At 70.7% G+C, this 17,276-nt stretch carries 13 protein-coding genes; 9 read left to right on the forward strand and 4 right to left on the reverse strand.

Translation table 11 applies throughout. The features are described 5' to 3' along the window. Positions 1-20: 20 nt before the first annotated feature. The gene (locus ABCR83_RS08260; RefSeq protein WP_462694187.1) at positions 21-386 is read right to left on the reverse strand and encodes a hypothetical protein; all 366 of its coding nucleotides are present in this window, start codon (positions 384-386) and stop codon (positions 21-23) included. A 143-nt stretch (positions 387-529) separates the two neighbouring features. On the opposite strand from ABCR83_RS08260, the gene ABCR83_RS08265 reads away from it, so the two are divergent. Next, on the forward strand, positions 530-1,027 hold the full coding sequence (locus tag ABCR83_RS08265) for a hypothetical protein (protein WP_462694188.1): 498 nt from the start codon (positions 530-532) through the stop codon (positions 1,025-1,027). Here ABCR83_RS08265 and ABCR83_RS08270 read toward each other — a convergent pair. Further along, positions 975-1,832 (reverse strand): phosphatidylinositol-specific phospholipase C/glycerophosphodiester phosphodiesterase family protein, encoded by an 858-nt coding sequence (locus ABCR83_RS08270; RefSeq protein WP_462694189.1) that lies wholly within the window; start codon positions 1,830-1,832, stop codon positions 975-977. The genes ABCR83_RS08265 and ABCR83_RS08270 overlap by 53 nt on opposite strands. Positions 1,833-2,028: 196 nt before the next feature. Between ABCR83_RS08270 and ABCR83_RS08275 the strand changes: the two genes are divergently transcribed. Together ABCR83_RS08275 and ABCR83_RS08280 are read left to right on the forward strand one after the other, a co-directional pair. Further along, positions 2,029-3,273, forward strand: coding sequence for a phosphodiester glycosidase family protein (locus tag ABCR83_RS08275; protein WP_462694190.1), 1,245 nt, complete (start codon positions 2,029-2,031; stop codon positions 3,271-3,273). A gap of 127 nt (positions 3,274-3,400) precedes the next feature. Beyond that, positions 3,401-4,792 carry a family 2B encapsulin nanocompartment shell protein gene (locus tag ABCR83_RS08280; RefSeq protein ID WP_462694191.1) on the forward strand — a complete coding sequence of 464 codons (1,392 nt, stop codon included), beginning with the start codon at positions 3,401-3,403 and terminating at the stop codon, positions 4,790-4,792. 5 nt (positions 4,793-4,797) lie between these two features. On the opposite strand, the gene ABCR83_RS08285 is transcribed toward ABCR83_RS08280, so the two are convergent. Next, positions 4,798-4,992 (reverse strand): hypothetical protein, encoded by a 195-nt coding sequence (locus ABCR83_RS08285; RefSeq protein ID WP_462694192.1) that lies wholly within the window; start codon positions 4,990-4,992, stop codon positions 4,798-4,800. A 152-nt stretch (positions 4,993-5,144) separates the two neighbouring features. Between ABCR83_RS08285 and lysX the strand changes: the two genes are divergently transcribed. Beyond that, positions 5,145-8,519, forward strand: coding sequence for a bifunctional lysylphosphatidylglycerol synthetase/lysine--tRNA ligase LysX (lysX, locus tag ABCR83_RS08290; RefSeq protein ID WP_462694193.1), 3,375 nt, complete (start codon positions 5,145-5,147; stop codon positions 8,517-8,519). Positions 8,520-8,543: 24 nt separating this feature from the next. Here the strand turns inward: lysX and ABCR83_RS08295 are convergent, their stop codons facing one another. Continuing rightward, on the reverse strand, positions 8,544-9,584 hold the full coding sequence (locus ABCR83_RS08295) for a LacI family DNA-binding transcriptional regulator (protein WP_462694194.1): 1,041 nt from the start codon (positions 9,582-9,584) through the stop codon (positions 8,544-8,546). A gap of 148 nt (positions 9,585-9,732) precedes the next feature. Here ABCR83_RS08295 and ABCR83_RS08300 point away from each other — a divergent pair, with 148 nt between their 5' ends. The 5 genes from ABCR83_RS08300 to ABCR83_RS08320 all read left to right on the forward strand — a co-directional run bounded on the left by ABCR83_RS08300 (position 9,733) and on the right by ABCR83_RS08320 (position 17,104). Further along, positions 9,733-11,022, forward strand: coding sequence for an ABC transporter substrate-binding protein (locus tag ABCR83_RS08300; protein WP_462694195.1), 1,290 nt, complete (start codon positions 9,733-9,735; stop codon positions 11,020-11,022). Between the two features lie 7 nt (positions 11,023-11,029). Next, entirely contained in the window at positions 11,030-11,911 is an 882-nt protein-coding gene (locus ABCR83_RS08305; RefSeq protein ID WP_462694196.1) for a carbohydrate ABC transporter permease, read from the forward strand. Beyond that, positions 11,911-12,726 (forward strand): carbohydrate ABC transporter permease, encoded by an 816-nt coding sequence (locus ABCR83_RS08310; protein WP_462694197.1) that lies wholly within the window; start codon positions 11,911-11,913, stop codon positions 12,724-12,726. Before ABCR83_RS08305 ends, ABCR83_RS08310 begins: the two co-directional genes overlap by 1 nt. Before the next feature lie 13 nt (positions 12,727-12,739). Continuing rightward, positions 12,740-13,969 carry a glycoside hydrolase 5 family protein gene (locus tag ABCR83_RS08315; RefSeq protein WP_462694198.1) on the forward strand — a complete coding sequence of 410 codons (1,230 nt, stop codon included), beginning with the start codon at positions 12,740-12,742 and terminating at the stop codon, positions 13,967-13,969. 117 nt (positions 13,970-14,086) lie between these two features. Beyond that, positions 14,087-17,104 (forward strand): alpha-mannosidase, encoded by a 3,018-nt coding sequence (locus tag ABCR83_RS08320; RefSeq protein ID WP_462694199.1) that lies wholly within the window; start codon positions 14,087-14,089, stop codon positions 17,102-17,104. The last annotated feature ends 172 nt before the right edge of the window (positions 17,105-17,276 follow it).

Here is a 17,276-nt window from a genome sequence, read left to right on the forward strand (position 1 = left end):
GTGCGGGGGCACAAACCCCCTCACCGCCCCCGCAGCTCGGTGGGAAACCCGCTCGGCAACGCCGTCGGAAACCCGCTGGGCAGCTCACTGGGCAGTTCGCTGGGCAACTCCGTCGGCAGCCCACTCGGCAGCAGCCCACTCGGAATCCCCACCGACGGCGGAGCCGAGGACGCGCTCGGTGAGGCTCCCCCGCCCCCCTTTCCACCCCTGCCGCCCACCACCAGCACCACCGCCACCGCGATCCCGGCGACCGCCAGCAGCACCAGCACGACGATCGCGATCCGCCGCCCGGCACCATCGCCGCCGTCCGGGGGCCCGGGTGGCGGGCCGAAGCCTCCGGGTGGTCCATACGGCCCATACGGCGGCGGCTGTGGTGGGGTGGCCATACGGCCAGCGTCCCCACGCCCGCCCCCGCCCGATCGCGCGGCGACCGTACCGCCACACCTTCCGCCCCGGATCCTGACATTCCGTCAACATACCGTGCGTGGCGCTACCGACGGGATGATCCACCGACAGTACGATTTGCCGGATGACTGCCGAGATCACCCAGATACGCGCCACCGAGGCGAAGGCAAGGGCAGCCCACCTCCTCCTGGCCTTCCGGCATGGCAACCAGCGGGCGTTCGACGACTGCCTGCCCGCCGGCATGGCGGCCGACGAGGCCAGGGACCTGGTCTCCGCGCTCGTCTGGGTCGCGAACGAGGCCGTCCGCAAGGCGTACCGGGCCGAGGTCGGGGACCGGGTGCTCCGGCACCTGGCCCGGCGGGCGCCGGAGGAGCCGGGTTGGGTCGAGACGGACGAGGAGGCCGCACCGGATGTCGCGGTACTGCTGGAATCCGTATGGCGGGAGGACACCGAGGCGGTGCGCGAACTCGTCCGCGCGACGCCCGACACCACCTTTCTGCTCGGCAAGCTGCTGCACGCGGTGGCGTTGCTGCTGCCGGAGGTCCCCGAGCCCGGCAGGCTCCGGGTGCTCAGTGAGCTGCGCGGAGGAACGCCTCCAGACCCGCGAGATCGTCCGTGTTGAGGTAGTCGACGCCCGCGGCCAGCAATTCCCGCCACAGCGCGTCCCGGGCCGGGCCGGGTTGGTCGGGGGTGGCCCAGAAGCGCACCTGCTGCCGGGCGGCGTGTGCGGTGGTGACGATCCGCCGGAGCGCGGCCCGCTCCCGCCGGGGGATCGGCCCCACCCCGCGCCAGGTGAAGTTCTGGCCCCAGTTGTCGCTGATGAGCGAGGTGAACGAGGCGGGCACTCCGGTGCCGAGATCGGCCAGCCGCCCGTCGTAGAAGGCGTACCGCACCCGTTCCCGTTCCATCGGCCCGCGGGCGCCGCGGTCTCCGGAGATCACGGCGGTGATCGCGCCGCGGTGCACCCGCCCTCCGGTGCAGACGCTGAGCATCGACCGGTAGCGGTGCAGATGCCGGGAGAGCTCCCGGTAGGTGGGGTCGCCGGGGGACTTGATGTCGATGAGCAGTTGCAGGGTGAGGTCATAACCGCGGTAGACCCGGCCGTGGTTGGCCCTGACCCGGTGCAGCAGCGGGTCGAGGTAGAGGGATTCCAGGGTGCGTCCGGGGTCGAGTTTGTCGGCGTCATGGGCGACCAGGAGCTGGTCGCCGACGAGCCAGATGTCGGCCTCGACGCTGTTGAAGCCGTGCGAGAGGGCTTCGGTGAGCGGGTGCCGGTGCTCGTAGTCGTTGTGCGCGTGGGCATGGTGCAGCGGCGGCTTGCCGCGCCGGACGGTCTGCCGGGTCTCGGCGAGGGCGGGGGCCGCGAAGGAGCCGGCGAGGGCGGCTCCGAGGGTGACGACGGCGGCGCGGCGCGTGGGAGAGGTCATCGGGGGCCTTTCCGGCTCGAGGGGTGGATGCGCGCTGTCGTCAGTGAGTATCGGGGTCCGCAGGGCTGTTCGACAGGGACGTGTCCAGAGTTGCCCGGATGGACGCCGGTGCGTTCCCCGGAGTTTTTCCAGGGCAAGCGGGGCAGGATGAAGGCTCATGTGTCCGGGCAGAGTTGACGGATCCTCCGGGGTGACGATGAGCAGACGAAGACGTCATGGGCGTGTGGTGCTGACGGTGTTGGTGGCCTGGGTCTCGCTGGTCGGCGGCGGAGGTCTGATGCGCGCCGCCGCGGAGGAGGATCCGGGGCTGCGGGTGGGTGCCGCGGACGCGGTCGCTCCCGGGGTGGCATACCGGGGGTTCTCGCTGAAGGGTTCGCACGGTCCGGTGTTCGGGCATCTGCTGACGGTCGATCTGCGGGACCGCCGGGTGTCGGTGGATCTGCTGTATCCGGGGGTGGTCGGGGCGCGGGAGACGGTGTCCCGGCTGGCCGACCGTCAGGGTGCGGTGGGCGGGGTGAACGGGGACTTCTTCAATATCGCGGAGGCGCAGCACCCGGGGGTGGAGGCGACCGGCGCGCCGGTGGGTCCGGCGGTCGCGGGCGGGCGGGCCCTGAAGGCGGCGGTGCCGGACGGCCAGCGCTTCGGTCCGGAGATGCCCAGGGGGGCCACCACCGAGGATGTGCTCGCGGTGGGGACGAACCGGGTGGGCAGGCTGGACCGGTTGGCGCTGGAGGGGGTGGTGCGTACGGAGGAGGAGGACGAGCTGCCGTTGAGCGGCTTCAATCAGTACGCGCTGCCGGTCGGCGGCATCGGCGCGTTCACGGCCGCATGGGGCAAGGCATCGCGGGTGCGGGCGACCTGCGGTACGGACACCGACCGGGGCGCCCGGTGCAGCCGGGACACGGTGGAGGTGACGGTGCGCAATGGCCGGGTGGTGTCGGTGGCGCGCAAGCCGGGCAAGGGGGCGATCCCGCGCGGTTCGGTGGTGCTGGTGGGGCGTGAGCAAGGGGCGCGGGAGCTGCGGAATGTGGCGGTCGGCGATGAGCTGGAGGTCGAGGAGCGGCTGCGGTCCAGGCGGTCGGGGGCGCTGCGCTGTGCGCTGGGCGGTTTCCCGGTTCTGCGCGGTGGCCGTCCGCTCCCCGGGCTGGACGGGTCGACCGCGGCGGTGCGGACGGCGGTGGGTCTCGCCGACGGCGGCCGCCGGCTGTACCTGCTGGCGCTGGACGGCCGCGCCGCGTACCGCGCCGGGCTGACGGTTTCCGAACTGGCCGGGGCCATGCGGAAGCTGGGGGCCGTGGACGCCTTCAATCTGGACGGGGGCGGGTCGAGCACCCTGGTCACGCGTGCCCCGCACAGCGCGCACTCGACGGTGCGCAACCATCCGTCGGGAGGCGCCGAGCGGGCCGTGGCCAATGGCATCGGCGTTTTCGTCCGGTCCTGACGGTCCAACCCTGACAGGTCGGTTATTCCTACCCGATCGAGCGATCGCCCCGGCTGGTTTTCCGCTGCTAGCTTCGCCGCGCGTGTACGGCCACTTCCGGCGACCGACAGATGGGTGATCACCACTTATGACCACGTCAGCGGAGCCCGCGAACACCACCCAGCTGAGTCTGGGCACGGATGCGGCACGTCAGCTCGCGACGACCACCAAGTCCGCGCCCCAGATGCGCGGCATCTCCTCGCGCTGGCTGCTGCGGGTACTGCCCTGGGTGCAGGTGTCGGCGGGCACCTACCGGGTGAACCGGCGGCTGAGCTACACGGTCGGCAACGGCATCGTCGAGTTCATCTCCACCGGTACGGAGATCCGGGTGATCCCGCCCGAGCTGGGTGAGCTGCCGCTGCTGCGGGAGTTCGAGGACCACTCGGTGCTGGAGGCGCTGGCGGACGGCTTCGTCCAGCGGCAGTACGGGCCGGGCGACGCCCTGGTGCAGGCCGGGCACCCGGCCGACGAGATCTTCCTGATCGCCCATGGCAAGCTCACCAAGACGGGCACCGGCAAGTACGGGGACGAGACGGTGCTCGCCACCCTGGCCGACGGCGACTTCTTCGGCGAGCGGGTGCCCCTGGAGCCCGACGCCGTCTGGGACTTCACCATCCGGGCCACCACGCGCTGTACGGTGCTGGCGCTCCCGCTCCGGGACTTCCAGGAGATCGCCGGGCGTTCCCCCGCGCTGCGCGCCCACCTCGCGGACTTCGAGTCCCGCTCCGCGCCGGCCGCCAACAAACGCGGCGAGGCCGATATCGCGGTGACGTCCGGGCACAGCGGCGAGCCGGTCATCCCAGGCACCTTCGTGGAGTACGAGCTCAAGCCGCGCGAGTACGAACTGAGCGTCGCACAGACCGTGTTGCGGGTGCACACCCGGGTCGCCGACCTCTACAACGAGCCGATGAACCAGCTGGAGCAGCAGCTGAAGCTCACCGTCGAGGCCCTGCGCGAACGCCAGGAGCACGAGATGGTCAACAACCCCGGCTTCGGGCTGCTGCCGAACGCCGACCTGGGCCAGCGCATCCGCACCCGCAGCGGCCCGCCCACCCCCGACGACCTCGACGAGCTGCTGGCCATGCGCCGCAAGACCCAGTATCTGCTGGCCCATCCGCGCACCATCGCCGCGTTCGGCCGCGAGTGCAACAGCCGTGGCCTCTACCCCAGGAGCATCGAGGTGCTGGGTACCCCGGTGCGCTCCTGGCGAGGTGTGCCGCTGCTGTCCTGCAACAAGATCCCGGTCAGTGAGTCGGGCACCAGTTCGATCCTCGCCATCCGGACGGGCGAGGAGAGCCAGGGGGTCATCGGCCTGCACCAGACCGGAATCCCCGATGAGTACCAGCCCAGCATGAATGTGCGCTTCATGGGCATCGACGAGCACGCGGTCTCGTCCTACCTGGTGAGCGCCTATTACTCGGTGGCCGTACTGGTGCCGGACGCCCTGGGCGTGTTGGAGGACGTCGAGCTCGGCCGCTGAGCCCCCTAGGGGCGTACCCCGCTGACGAGCGAGGCGGTGGCCGAGATGCCGTTGGAGATCGTCGGGGCGACGCTCGTATTTGCCAGCAGAAAGCCCAGCAGGACGCAGACCAGTGCGTGCGACATCCGCAGTCCCCCGTTGCGGAGGAACACCACGGCCAGGATCACAAGAAGCAGAACCACGGAGATCGAAACGGCCATGGCGTACCTCCTCAGCGAAGCGGCGGTCGTCCGCACAGTCTCGCGCATCACACGACATCGGCCCATACAGAGGACATACTCCGTTCGGGTATCAATTCACCGATTCGGACGCTCGACAGGCGTAGGGTCCTGGGCGTGCCTAGGCTGACGGAATGATCCGCACAGTCCGGGAGCGTCGGCCCGTCACGGTGCAGAAGGCGCCACCGGAGACGACGGAGGGCAGTGAGCAGGGCTCCGCCTGGCACCGCTTTCTGCACCGGGTGCCCAATGGGTTCGCGCTCTTCTTCGGTCTGCTCGGCCTGTTCTGCGCGGTCACCTCGCTGATCCCGCCGCTGCGGCGGGGGGCGCACCCGCTGACCGACGCCCTGGACACCCTGACCGTCCCCACCGCCCCCAACCTGGCCTACGCGGTCTTCCTGCTGCTGCTCGCCACGGCCATGGCGGCCCGCAAGCGGGTCACGCTCTGGTTCGTCCTGGCGTATCTGGCGCTGCTGGTGCTGGCGGACGCGCTGCTGCTGGCCGTCGGCTACTGGGACACCGTTCCCTCACTGGTGCTGTCCATCGCCGCGATGGCGCTGCTCGTCCTGGCCCGGCGGGAGTTCTACGCCCAGGTGCGGCCCGGCGCCTTTCTGCGCGCCCTGCTGGTGCTGGTGGCCGGGCTCGCGGTGGCCACGCTGATCGGCTGGGGGCTGGTGTCGCTCTTCCCCGGCTCGCTGGAACGGGGGGCCGTCAGGCGGCTGCTGTTCGTCGCCAACAAGGTGTGCGGCGGCCTGGTCAGCGCCCGGCACTTCCCGGGGCACCCACCGCACTGGGTGTACTTCCTGCTCGGCCTGCTCGGCGCGCTGGCCCTGCTCAACGCCACCATGACGCTCTTTCGCTCCCAGCGTCTGGAGGCGGCCCTGCACGACGACGAGGAGCCGCGCATCCGCGCCCTGTTGGGCCGCTATGGCGGCCGGGACTCCCTGGGCTACTTCGCCACCCGCCGGGACAAGGCCGTGGTCTTCTCCCCCAGCGGCAAGGCCGCCGTCACCTACCGGGTCGAGGCCGGGGTCTGCCTGGCCTCCGGAGACCCACTGGGCGACCCGGAGGCCTGGACTCCGGCCATCGACGCCTGGCTGCGGTTCGCGGGCCGCTACGGGTGGCAGCCCGCCGTGATGGGCGCCAGCGAGACGGGTGCCCAGGCCTATGCCCGCTCGGGGCTGGGCGCGCTGCAGCTGGGCGACGAGGCCATCCTCCAGGTCGCCTCCTTCGACCTCGAGGGCCGTGAGATGCGGGTCACCCGCCAGGCCGTCCACCGGGTGGAGCGCACCGGTGCGACCACCCGCATCCGGCGTCACTCGGCGCTGGCCGACGAGGAGATGGGCGAAGTCATCCGGCGTGCCGACGCCTGGCGGGACACCGAGACCGAGCGCGGTTTCTCCATGGCGCTGGGGCGCCTGGGCGATCCCGCCGACGGCGACTGCCTGCTGGTCGAGGCGCTGGACAGCGAGGGCACGATGATCGCCCTGCTGTCCTTCGTGCCCTGGGGACGGGACGGGGTCTCGCTGGATGTGATGCGCCGCGACCGGGCAGCACCCAATGGCGTGATGGAGTTCATGGTCACCCAACTGTGCGCCCAGGCCGGGCGGTTCGGCATCAAGCACATCTCGCTGAACTTCGCCGTCTTCCGGTCGGCGTTCGAGGAGGGTGCGCGGATCGGCGCGGGCCCGGTGCTGCGGCTGTGGCGCAGGCTGCTGCTGTTCTTCTCCAAGTGGTGGCAGCTGGAGGCGCTCTACCGCTCGAACGTCAAATACAACCCCGAGTGGCATCCCCGTTTCCTGTGCTACGCCGACGCGGGCGCCCTGGCCCGGATCGGGCTGGCCTCCGGCATCGCGGAGGGCTTTGTCTCGGTGCCGAGCCTGGGCACGATGTGGGGCCGCGGGCGGGCCAGGGGCCTGGTCAGCCCGGCCTCCACGGCGGGTCTGCCGCCGCTGTCCGAGCCGACCCCGCACGAACGGTACGACGGCGCCGAGGCCGCCGGGGCGCTGGTGGCCGACGAACTCGCGGGCCTGCCCGAGCAGGTGCGGGTGCGGCGCCACAAGCTGGCGCGGCTGCGGGAGGCGGGCGTCGACCCGTATCCGGTCGACGCCCGGCGTACGCACACCCTCGCCGGGATCCGGGCGGCCCACACCGGTCTGCCGCCCTCCGTGCGCACCGGCGCCCAAGTGACGGTCGCCGGACGGGTGTTGCTGATCCGCAACCATGGCGGGGTGGCCTTCGCCGTGCTGCGCGACTGGTCGGGCGATCTCCAGCTCACCTTCACCCGGGAGGGCTCCGGGCCCGAGCTGCTGCGGCGCTTCACCGCCCAGATCGACCTCGGCGACCACCTCGAGGCCGAGGGGGAGGTCGGCACCACGGACCGCGGCGAACTCACCGTCTTCGTCACCCGCGCCCGCATGATCGCGAAGTGTCTGCGCCCCCTGCCCGACAAGCGGCGCGGGCTGAGCGACCCGGAGAGCCGGGTGCGGATGCGCTATGTGGACCTGGCCGTCTCGCCGGAGGCCCGCCGGACGGTACGGGCGCGCAGCGCCGCCGTGCAGGCGCTGCGGCAGGGGCTGCTCGACCGGGGTTATCTGGAGGTCGAGACACCGATGCTCCAGCAGGTGCACGGCGGGGCGAACGCCCGCCCCTTCACCACCCATATCAACGCCTATGACCTCAGCCTGTATCTGCGGATCGCGCCCGAGCTGTATCTGAAGCGACTGTGCGTGGGCGGCCTGGAGAAGGTCTTCGAAATGGGCCGCACCTTCCGCAACGAGGGCGTCTCCTACAAGCACAACCCCGAGTTCACCATGCTGGAGGCCTACCAGGCGTTCGCCGACTACGACGTGATGCTGGACCTGACCCGCGAGCTGGTCCAGGAGGCGGCCACCGCCGCCCATGGCTCGGCCGTCGCCCTGCGGGCCGACCGCTCGGGCAAGGTCACCGAGCATGACATCTCGGGGCCGTGGCCGGTGAAGACCGTCTATGGCGCGGTGTCCGAGGCGCTGGGCGAGGAGGTCGGCCCGGACACCTCCGTCGCCGCGCTGCGCCGGCACTGCGACGCCTCGGGGGTGCCGCACCGGCCGGCGGACGGGCGTGGGGACATCGTGCTGGAGCTGTATGAGCGGCTGGTCGAGGAGCACACCACGCTGCCGGTCTTCTACAAGGACTTCCCGACCGACGTCTCCCCGCTCACCCGCCCGCACCGGTCCGAGCCACGGCTGGCCGAACGCTGGGACCTGGTGGCCTTCGGCACCGAACTGGGCACCGCCTACTCCGAGTTGATCGACCCCATCGAGCAGCGCCGACGGCTGACCGCCCAGTCGCTGCTGGCCGCGGGCGGCGACCCGGAGGCGATGGAGCTGGACGAGGACTTCCTGCGCGCCCTGGAATACGCGATGCCGCCGACCGGCGGGCTGGGGATCGGCGTGGACCGGTTGGTGATGTTCCTCACCGGCCTGTCGATCCGCGAGACGCTGCCGTTCCCGCTGGTGCGGCGCATGTAGGGGCGGCCGCGGTAGAGGCCTCGGTCATGCCGTGGGCCCCGTCGACCCCCGGGCCACCAGGCGGGGCGTCACCTCCCGCACCTGCCGGGCCGGGCCGCCGTCGAGCAGGGCGATCAGCTCCTCGGCCGCATGCCGCCCGAAGGCGGCGGTGTCCCGGACCAGTGCGGTCAGCGCGGGATGGGTGCTGCGGCAGAGGACGGAGTCGTCCCAGGCGACGATGGAGAGTTCGCCGGGGACGGACACCCCGCGCCGGGCGGCCACGGCGAGGCCGGCCACCGCCATCACATCGTTGTCGTAGACGATCGCGGTGGGCGGGTGCGCGGCGGCCAGCACCCGCCGGGTGGCCTCGGCGCCCTGGGCGTCGGAGTAGTCGGTCGGCACCGAGGTCACCTCGGACAGCGCCCGGCGGTCGGCCTCCGCGCGCAGCGAGTCGATGCGGCGCCGGGTGTGGGCGAGCCCGGGCAGACCGGCGATGTGCACGATGCGCCGGTGCCCCAGTGCGTGAAGGTGGTCCACGATGGAGGCCATGGCGCCGGTGTCATCGGCCCAGAGGTTGGAGATCGCACCGGGGAGCGCGGTGTCGTCGCCCATGGCGCCGATCACCACGGCGGGCAGGCCGAGTTCGGCCAGCAGCGCGGGGCGGGGGTCGCCGTCGCGCGGGTCGACCACCAGGAGCCCGTCGACGCGGCGCTCGGCCCACCAGCGGCGGTGCACCGCGCGTTCGGCGGCCACATCCTCCACCACCTGGAAGAGCAGGCCCAGCCCGCGCACGGCGAGCACTTCCTGGATGCCGGACACCAGCTGCAGGAAGAACGACTCGGCGCCGAGGGTGCGGGCGGGCCGGGCCAGGACGAGCCCGACCGTGGCCGAGCCCTCCCCGGACAGGGCCCGGGCCGCCGCGCTGGGCTGCCAGCCCAGCTGTTCGGCGACGCCGCGGACCCTCTCCCGGGTGGCGGCCGAGACCCCGGGGCGGCCGTTGAGCGCAAACGACACCGCGCTCTCCGAGACGCCCGCGCGGCGGGCGATGTCCTTGATCGTCGGACGACGGGCCGGCAGGCGGCGCACACTGACTCCTAAAGCGGTGACTCCTGAAGCGGTTGAGTGCCAACAGACTAAAGCGCATTAGCTTTTGGCGAAAGTATTGACTCGACTCCCTTGCCGGGTGCACCTTTTGGACGCCAACTCCCGGACCACCCGAAGGAGCTCGCCGGCCATGCCCCCAGCTCGCAGAACCGTCCTCGCCCCCGTTGTGCTCCTCGCCGCCGCCCTGACGCCGACTGCCTGTGGCGCGGGCGACGACGGCGGTGCGGCGGACGGCAAGGCCACGGGCAGTATCACCTTCCAGACCTGGAATCTGCGCACCAACTTCAGGGGTTTCTTCGAGGGGTTGATCCGGGACTTCGAGCAGCAGAACCCGGGCGTCAAGGTCAAATGGCTGGACCAGCCCGCCGACAACTACGCGACCAAGCTCAGCGCCGACGCGGCCGCCGGAACCCTGCCCGACGTCGTCAATGTCTCCCCGGATCTCTCCTATCCGCTGGCCAAGGCCGGTGTGCTGATGAACCTCGACCGGGAGCCGGCGGCGGCGAAGTTCAAGGACGAATACACGAGGGAAGCCTGGCAGGGCAACACCCTCCCGGGACTGGACGGTTCCCATGCCTTCCCGTGGTATCTCAACACCGGTCCGCTCTTCTACAACAAGGCGCTCTTCAAGGAGGCCGGTCTCGATCCCGAGAAACCCCCGAAGAGCTATGCCGAGTTGTTCGCCACCGCCGATGCCCTGTCCCGGAAGTCCGGCGGAAGGATCGCCACTCTGGCGGGCATCCCGTCCATCGAGGACTTCGGCCGCTACGGCGTGAAACTGATGAACGACGACGCCACAAAATTCACCTACAACGACCCCAAGGGCGCCGAGCTGCTCGGCAAGTACAAGGAACTCTACGAGCACGGCGGACTCGATCCACAGGCGCTGACCAACACCCCGGAAACCGTCGGCCAGAAGTTCCTCGAGCAGAAGGTCGCCATGAATCCGGGCAGCGCCCATGACCTGGACACCTTCAAAAAGAACGCACCGAGCCTCTACCAGAATCTCGGCATCACCGACGCCCCCAACAACAACGGCAAGCCGAACATGTATGTCATGGGCCTGGGCGTCAACAGCCGGAGCAAGCACAAGGCGGCGGCCATCGCCTTCGCGCACTTCGTCACCGACCGCAGGAACCAAGAGGCGTTCGCGCACCAGGTCGCCGTATTCCCCAGCACCCGGGGCTCGCTCGACGACCCGTACTGGACCAGGGACGACGGCACCGACGCGGGCCGGATACGGGTGGCCTCGGCGAAAATGCTGCGGGGCGCGGTCAATTACACCCCGGTGGTGATGAGCGACGAGATGAAGACCGTCCTGCGCAATGAGATCGCCAAGGCCCTGCAGGGCAAGAAGTCACCGCAGCAGGCACTCGACGACGCGGCCGCGCAGAGCGACAAACTGCTGAGGCAGGGCTGACCACCCCATGGCCGGACGCATACGCACCCACCGGGCCGCCAGCCCCTGGCTCTTCCTCCTCCCCGGCCTGGGGATCGTCGCCACCTTCAGCCTCTACCCGTTCCTCACCACCGCCCGGCAGGCGTTCACCGACGCCCGTACGCTCGTCCCCGGCAAGTGGATCGGGCTGCGCAACTTCCAGGACATGCTGGCGGACGAGCAGTTCTGGACCGCGCTGCGCAACAGCGGCCTGTATGTGCTCCTCGTGGTGCCCTGCACGGTGCTGCTGCCCCTGCTGCTCGCCCTGCTGGTGCACCGGAGCGGTCCCGGTGTCGGCTTCTTCCGCTCCGCCTTCTACACCCCGGTCGTGGCCTCCGTCGTGGTGGTCGCCCTGATCTGGGGGTGGATGCTCGACGACCGGGGCCTGGTCAACGGCATGCTGCACATCATCGGCCTGGGTCCGGTCCATTTCCTCGGCGACGAATGGCTGTTGCTGTTCAGTGCGATGGCGCTGACCGTGTGGAAGGGCCTCGGCTACTACATGGTCATTTATCTGGCCGCGCTCTCCAACGTCCCCCGTGAATTGCACGAGGCCGCCGCCGTCGACGGCGCCGGTGCCCTGCGGCGCTTCATCAGCGTCACCGTTCCCGCGCTGCGTTCCACCATGGTGCTGGTCGGCGCGCTGTCCTCGGTGTCCGCGTTCAAGGTCTTCGCCGAGGTCTTCCTGCTGGCCGGTCCCACCGGCGGTCCGGCCGGCGAGGACACCACCCTGGTGATGCTCGTCCAGCGCACCGGCACCGGGCTGAACGGGCGCGTCGGCTATGCCTCCGCCCTCTCGCTGGTGGTCTTCCTCATCACGCTGCTGCTGATGCTGCTGGTGCTGCGCGCGGGCCGAAGGGAAGACACCTGATGCCGCGAAAAGCCCTGCGCTACCTCCTGTTGCTGCTGGTGCTGGCCATCACCATCGGGCCCTTCCTCTGGCAGCTGTCGACCTCCTTCAAGGGCACCACCGAGGACATCTACACCTCGCCGCCGCGCTTCCTGCCCCGGCAGCCGACCGCGCACAACTACACGGAGGTCGCGAACCTCATCCCGGTCTGGGACTACGCACTGAACTCGCTCAAGGTCGCCGTCACCAGCGTGCTCACCAATCTGGCCGGTGCGTCGATGGCGGGGTACGCGCTGGCGCGGCTGCGCTTCCGGGGCCGCCGCCTGGCGGGGCTCGCCTTTGTGATGGCACTGCTGGTGCCACTGGAGTCCATTGTCATCGCGCAGTTCACCATGATGCGCGACCTGGATCTCAACAACACCCTCACCGCCGTCGTCCTGCCCGGCGCGGTGGGCTCGTTGAACGTCCTGCTGATGCGCAACGCCTTCGCGGCCATCCCCTATGAGATCGAGGAGGCCGCGGTCATCGACGGGGCGAATGTCTGGCAGCGGTTCGTCCGCATCGCCCTGCCGTCGGTGCGCGGCACCCTCGCCGTCGTCGCCATCTTCGCCTTCATGGGCGCCTGGGACGACTTCCTGTGGCCGCTGATCGTGCTCTCCGACTCGGACCACTTCACCCTGACCGTCGGCCTCAACTTCCTGCACGGCACCTTCCAGCAGAACCCACGGCTGGTGGCCGCCGGAACCGTCATCGCGGTCGCCCCGCTGGTCGTGATGTTCGCCTGTCTGCAGCGGTACTTCTTCCGCGGCGTCGGCGAGGGCGCCGTCAAGGGCTGAAAGGACCACCAAGGTGCGCTTCGGCGTCAACTACACTCCCACGCGCGGCTGGTTGCACCACTGGCTCGACTTCGACCTCGATGACATCCGCGCCGACCTGGACTCCATCGCGGCCCTGGGCCTGGACCACATCCGGGTCTTCCCGCTCTGGCCGCTCTTCCAGCCCAACCGCACCCTGATCCGGCCGCGCGCGGTCGAACAGCTCGGCCAGCTCGTCGACGCGGCGGCCGAGCGCGGACTGGACGTCGGCGTGGACGGGCTGCAGGGCCACCTATCCAGCTTTGACTTCATCCCCTCCTGGACCACGACCTGGCACCGCCGGAACCTCTTCACCGACCCCGAGGTGGTCGACGCCCAGGCGCGCTACCTCTTTGTGCTCGCCGCCGCCCTGGCCGGCCGGCCCAACTTCCTGGGCATGACGGTCGGCAATGAGATCAATCAGTTCTCCGGCGCACCGCACCCCGACCCCGACCGGATCAGCACCGACCAGGCGGGCCGCTGGCTGCGGCGGATGCTCGACGCCTGTGAGAGCGCGGCCCCCGGGCGGACCCATCTGCATGCCTCGTACGACATGGCCTGGTACGACGGCACGCACCCCTTCACCCCCGCGCACTCCGCCCGCCTCGGGGCGATGACCGCCGTGCACTCCTGGGTGTTCAACGGCACCGCGCAGCGGCACGGTCCACACGGCACGGCCACCGAGCAGCACGCCGCGTATCTCATCGAACTGTCCAAGGCCTGGGCAGGGGATGCGGCCCGCCCGGTCTGGCTCCAGGAGGTCGGCGCCCCCGCCCCGCACATCCCACCGGAGCGGGCGGCGGACTTCACCCGGGCGACGCTGGCCAACGCGCTGGACTGCCCCGGCCTCTGGGGCGTCACCTGGTGGTGCTCCCACGATGTGGACCGGGCACTGGCGGACTTCCCCGAACTGGAGTACGGCCTGGGTTTGTTGACCAACGACCGCCGGGTCAAACCGGCGGGCGAGGCGATCGCCCGGTTCGCGGCGCAGGACCACCGCCGGCCCGCGCCCCGGCGGACGGCCCTGGTCCTGGACGTGGGCGAGGCGGAGAACGCACCGTCGCGGACGGTGTGCGCGCCGGGCGGTGCGTACTTCGAGGCCTGGATGCACGCTGCGGGGGCGGGCATCCGCCCGGCGGTCGTGTTGGCCCAACTGGCTTCGGATACAGACTACTTGGCGGCACGGGGCATCACGGACGTCCTGACGATCGATCAGGTGTACTAGTCGGCCGTCACCCGGCCGCGGCCCCGCTTTCCCGGTGGCACCTGCGGGCATGCATACGGCCGACGAAGCGGCCTCCCTCACCTTCCACTGGCCACCACCTCCCGGTTAGGACATCCGATGCACAACGACCGCACCATCACCGAAGCCCGTCTCGAGCGGGTGCTGGACGAGCGCATTCGCCCGGCCGTGTATCCCGAGTCGGTGCCGCTCAGCGTCACCGTGTGGAACGCGCCGGGTGAGCCCGTCCCCGTGGCGGAGGGTCTGGCGGCCGGGCGCGCCCCCATCGAGGTCGGTGCCGCCTGGGGCCCGGCCTGGGGCACCAGCTGGTTCACGGTGACCGGGACCGTGCCGGGGGCGTGGTCGGGGCGCACCGTCGAGGCGCTGCTCGACCTGGGGTTCGACGAGAACATGCCGGGCTTCCAGTGCGAGGGGCTGGTCTACCGTCCGGACGGCTCGCCGGTGAAGGGCCTCAATCCGCGCAACCAGTGGGTGCGGATCGGCGATCCGGTCGCGGGGGGCGAGGAGGTGCTGCTGCATATCGAGGCCTCCGCCAACCCCGTGATCCTCGACTACCACCCGTTCCTTCCCACCGAGTCGGGCGACCGGGAGACGGCGGATGCCGAGCCGCGCTACCGGCTGGCGCGCATGGATCTGGCCGTCTTCGACCGGACGGTGTGGGAGCTGGTCCAGGACCTGGAGGTGCTCGGCGAGCTGATGGCCGAGCTGTCGCCCGAGGTGCCGCGCCGCTGGGAGATCCTGGCGGCCGTGGAGCGGGCGCTGGACGCCCTGGACCTCCAGGACGTGGGCGGCACGGCGGCCCTCGCCCGCGAGCGGCTGACCGGGGTGCTGTCCGCCCCGGCCCATGCCTCGGCCCACCGGATCAGCGCGGTCGGGCATGCACACATCGACTCGGCATGGCTGTGGCCACTGCGGGAGACGGTGCGCAAGGTCGCCCGTACCACCGCGAACATGACCGCGCTGTTGGAGGACGAGCCGGACTTCGTCTACGCCATGTCCCAGGCGCAGCAGTTCGCGTGGCTCAAGGAGCACCGGCCGGAGGTGTACGCACGGGTGAAGAAGGCGGTTGCCGAGGGCCGCTTTGTCCCGGTGGGCGGCATGTGGGTGGAGTCGGACACCAATATGCCCGGATCGGAGGCGCTGGCCCGGCAGTTTGTGCACGGGAAGCGGTTCTTCCTGGAGGAGTTCGGGATCGAGACGGAGGAGGTGTGGCTGCCCGACACCTTCGGCTACTCCGCCGCACTGCCGCAGCTGGTGAGGCAGGCGGGCGCGAAGTGGTTCCTGACCCAGAAGATCTCCTGGAGCCGGACCAATAAGTTCCCGCACCACACCTTCTGGTGGGAGGGCCTGGACGGCACCCGGGTCTTCACCCACTTCCCGCCCATCGACACCTATAACGCCCGGCTGTCGGGCCAGGAGGTCGCGCATGCGGTCCGCAACTTCCAGGAGAAGGGCGGCGCCACGCGCTCGCTCGCCCCGACCGGCTGGGGTGACGGCGGTGGCGGTACGACGCGCGAGATGCTGGCGAGGGCGAAGCGGCTGTCGGATCTGGAGGGCTCGGCGAGGGTCGTCTTCGAAAGGCCCTCGGCGTTCTTCGAGAAGGCACACGCGGAATACCCGCAGGCGCCGGTGTGGGTGGGTGAGCTGTATCTGGAGCTGCACCGGGCGACACTGACCAGCCAGGCGCGCACCAAGCAGGGCAACCGGCGGTCCGAACAGCTCTTGCATGAGGCCGAGTTGTGGTCGGCGACGGCCGCCGTACGGTGTGCCCACCCCTACCCCTACGAGCAGCTGGACCGGCTGTGGAAGACGGTCCTGCTGCACCAGTTCCATGACATCCTCCCGGGCACCTCGATCGCCTGGGTGCACCGGGAGGCCGCGCGGACCTATGCGGCGGTGGCGGCCGAACTCGAGTCCCTCATCGCGGCCGCGCTGACGGCCCTCGCCGGGGACGGGCCGGCCGCCACGGGGGAGCTGGTCTTCAACGCGGCACCACACCGCCGCGGCGGCACACCGGCGCTCGGCGCGGCGCCCGCCGGGCGCTGCAACCCCGCGCCCGCCACGGCACGGCCGCGCGAGGGCGGCGGCTACCTCCTCGAGAACGGCCTGCTGCGGGCCGAGATCGACGAGCGCGGCCTGATCGTCTCCGTCCGCGACAAGGAGACCCAGCGCGAGGCGGTGGCCCCGGGCATGGCGGCGAATCTGCTCCAGCTCCACCAGGACTTCCCCGCCAGGTGGGACGCCTGGGACGTCGACCACTTCTACCGCAACACCGTCACCGACCTCACCGACGTCGAACTGCTGGAACCGGTGGCGGACAGTCCGGCCGTGCGGGTGGTCCGCACCGTCGGCCGCTCCCGCGTCGAGCAGCGGATCGGGCTGTCGGCCGGGTCCCGACGGCTGGACATCGAGACCGAGGTCGACTGGCACGAGACGGAGAAGTTCCTCAAGGCCGCCTTCCCGCTCGACATTCATGCTGAACGCATCGCCGCCGAGACCCAGTTCGGGCATCTGTACCGTCCGACGCACACCAACACCAGCTGGGACGCCGCCAAGTTCGAGGCCTGCGCGCATCGCTTCGTCCATCTGGCGGAGCCGGGCTGGGGCGTGGCCCTGGTCAATGACTCCACCTACGGTTACGACGTGACCCGGGCGACCCGGGAACCGGGTACGACCACCACCGTCCGGCTGTCCCTGCTGCGCGCCCCCCGCTTCCCCGACCCGCGCACCGACCAGGGCCTGCACCGCTTCCGGTATGCGCTGGTGCCCGGCGTCTCGCTCGGCGACGCGGTGTGCGAGGGCTATCGCATCAACCTGCCCGAGCGCCGGGTATCGGGCGACACCGAGGTCGCTCCCCTGGCGCGGCTGGACAACGACGCGATCGTCATCTCGGCCGTCAAGCTCGCGGACGACGGCAGCGGCGATGTGATCGTCCGCCTCTATGAGTCACTGGGCGGACGGGCCCGGGCCACCCTGGCCTTCGGCTTCCCCGCGGCCTCGGTGAGCCGATGCGACCTGCTGGAACGGCCGTTGGGCCCGGCGGGCCTCGAGCGCGGTGAAGTACCGCTCGCCCTGCGGCCGTTCGAGATCCTCACCCTGCGAGCGACAAGGGGCTGACCAGGGCTCCCGGGCGGGCCGCTGCCTCGGCAGCGGCCCGGTGTGCCATCGCCCATGCGATGCCCTGAGACTTTCGCCATGCGGACCTATCGCGATCTCTTCCACACACCGGAATTCACCGTTCCTATTCAGTGAGCAGGAGTGAGTCTTGGACCCACACCTGGTCACTGCG

The organism is Streptomyces xingningensis, assembly GCF_054957865.1.